This window comes from uncultured Nitratireductor sp. (assembly GCF_913053745.1).
Classification (GTDB): Bacteria; Pseudomonadota; Alphaproteobacteria; order Rhizobiales; family Rhizobiaceae; genus Nitratireductor.
This window is the reverse complement of record NZ_CAJXGF010000263.1, coordinates 1-2325: the sequence shown is the minus strand read 5'-3', so window position 1 is coordinate 2325 and position 2325 is coordinate 1. Positions and strand designations below refer to the sequence as shown.

Genomic DNA, 2325 nt, shown 5'->3' with positions numbered 1-2325 from the left:
CGCCGCGCGTGGCGTAGACAGAAAAGATGCTCCCGGGCGCCAAGAAACTCAGGGACGAAAGCGCATCCTGGTAAGCGGTGACGGCAGCCTGCCCCGCCAAACGACCACCCCCGGCCCCGTATGAGTTATGCCCGCTAGCGAGCTCGGAGCCTTTCAGCTCTTTGGTGCTCGGGATACCATGGTTTTGTCGGAGGTCACGCCGCCATTGCTTTGCGCCGTCAAGGTATCGGTCCCATTCGACGTGGGTCAAAACAACGCTGCGCCGAATGAGCGTCGGGATGACGATGCAAGCAATCACATAGATGAACTTGTCGTCTGACTCGTCGGCATAGATGGTCGAAAGGCCAAACCGCAACAAGGAACGCAACGCCATGGGCACCACCACCAAAAGCGATGAGGCGCAATTTAAACGCTTTCAGGAAGCTGCGCGCAACCTTGAGACGGACGAATCCGAGGAAGCCTTTGACCGGGTTCTGAAGAAGGTCGGGAGCGCGAAGCCGGCACCGGTCGAAAAACCTAAAAGACCGAAACCGGCTCGTAAAGAGTAACTACGGCAAGCTACGCCCTCGCGTGGACGCCAGAATGCGCTGGCGCTTTTTCAGCTTCAACCTGCACATATTCGCCAGCTTCGGTCACCCATTCCATCAGATGATCGAATAGAAACAACGCGGCCACCATAATTGCAACAATAGGCAACAGCAGCCACGTCCATATAGATTTCGCGAGCATCATCCAGAGCATTGCCATGCGCGCTTCCCTCACAAAATGCTCTATTTCTTCGCGCACTCTCGCGTCTTCTATTGAAGAAATTGCACTTGATTGAGCGCTTGGCTTGCTGAATGCGTTGTCTTCAGTGTTGAGCACGACAAAATAATAGACAATCCGAGGAAGGGTTGCCTCGTGTGCAAACCTAATGCTGGATTCAAGTGTGGCGCGGATGGTGCGATATTCTTTTGATTTGAATGAAAGATCGCCGCGCGCTGCGATGTCAAAAACCGCATCGCGCTTTTCAAACATAACCTGTCTAGCATAGTCGGTGCACACCGACTGCCACGGACCATAAAACAACAGGAGAAGAGCGATCAGGACCATGACCGATATGAAAGCTTCGAAAGCGATCATTTCTTCTTATCTCCCGGGTTAGTTTTTCCCTGCGGTGTTAGACCTGATGACGAACGACCAGGGTCTAGTTTTAGTTCCAATTCCTTGATCCTTCCTTGCATCTGCTCAACCTTTCGGTGACGCAAATGCCTTTCCACCGCTGCCCACGCAACAGCAGCGCCAGCAAGCGTGAGCGTGAAGGCGAATTTGACGTCCGCCAGCACAGATATAAGAAGGCTTACGCTAGTTTCCTCCCCCGCGAGAGCCACTACCGCCATTTGGGCAATGTAAAGCCCTGCGAGTATGCCGATGACGCGGATGCCGGTTCGTATCGTTGCGTAACGCTGTTCTAATCTGGCAATGTCCAGATAAATCTTGCTGCTTTTGGACGTGGCAGTGGTGGTCGCTCTTGCCATACTTGATCGGCTCACTGGTGGCGAATCGACGCATACCACCATCAATTGCAACCGCAGGCAACAATCCACAACCACTAGGCCGGGTTTGCAAAGTGCATAATCCCCAACCTATCGCAAGAACATTTCAGGAACACGGTTGCAGGACGCATCCGCGACCGGCGCTACAGCGTCACCACCACGGCCCCGCGCCGGGTGGCGACGACGGTGTGCTCGAACTGCACGGTGGCGGCCGGCGGGCTGGCCAGAAGCGTGAACCCGTCGCTCGGCTCCCTCTCGACCGCGATCTGCCCGCCGAGCGACAGGAAGGGCTCGACCGTGAAGACGATGCCCTCGGACATGACGCGATGCTCGTCCGGGTCCGGCCAGGTGGGGATTTCGCCAGGCTCGTCGTGCAGGCTGTCGCCGACCCCGTGGCTGGCGAGGTTGGCGAGCAGGGAATAACGGTGCTTGCGGGCGAAGGCGCCGACCGCCTCGCCAATGGCTGCGAAGCGCGCTCCGGTGCGCACCGCGCCGATCCCGGCCCACATGGCGCGCTTGCCATCGCGGCAAAGCCGCGTGAGGCGCGGATCGGCGGACGACACGACGCAGGAGGCCCCGGTATCGGCGAAAACGCCGTCGCGCTCGGCCGACACGTCGATGTTGACGAGATCGCCCGCCGCGATGACCCGGTCGCCGGGGATGCCATGGGCGACCTCCTCGTTGACCGAGATGCAGGTCGCGCCGGGGAAATCGTAGACCAGCGCCGGCGCCGGGCGCGCGCCATGGGCGTCGAGCACCGCCGCGCCGACCCGATCGAGTTCCGCCGTCG

At 58.8% G+C, this 2325-nt stretch carries 5 protein-coding genes; 1 reads left to right on the top strand and 4 read right to left on the bottom strand.

Annotated features, from left to right (window positions below; translation table 11 throughout):
* The coding region (locus tag QZ638_RS23215) for a hypothetical protein (RefSeq protein ID WP_295815128.1) at positions 1 to 373 on the bottom strand (373 nt) is incomplete at its 3' end.
* Between QZ638_RS23215 and QZ638_RS23210 the strand changes: the two genes are divergently transcribed.
* Positions 372 to 548, top strand: coding sequence for a DNA-binding protein (locus QZ638_RS23210; RefSeq protein WP_295815124.1), 177 nt, complete (start codon positions 372 to 374; stop codon positions 546 to 548). The genes QZ638_RS23215 and QZ638_RS23210 overlap by 2 nt on opposite strands.
* A 10-nt stretch (positions 549 to 558) precedes the next feature.
* On the opposite strand, the gene QZ638_RS23205 is transcribed toward QZ638_RS23210, so the two are convergent.
* The 3 genes from QZ638_RS23205 to map all read right to left on the bottom strand — a co-directional run.
* Positions 559 to 1122, bottom strand: a complete 564-nt coding sequence (locus QZ638_RS23205) for a hypothetical protein (RefSeq protein WP_295815122.1) — start codon at positions 1120 to 1122, stop codon at positions 559 to 561.
* The gene (locus tag QZ638_RS23200) at positions 1119 to 1517 is read right to left on the bottom strand and encodes a hypothetical protein (RefSeq protein WP_295815120.1); all 399 of its coding nucleotides are present in this window, start codon (positions 1515 to 1517) and stop codon (positions 1119 to 1121) included. The genes QZ638_RS23205 and QZ638_RS23200 overlap by 4 nt, the downstream gene beginning before the upstream one ends.
* 161 nt (positions 1518 to 1678) lie before the next feature.
* Positions 1679 to 2325, bottom strand: a 647-nt coding sequence (map, locus tag QZ638_RS23195) for a type I methionyl aminopeptidase (protein WP_295815118.1), incomplete at its 5' end; no start/stop codon positions are given.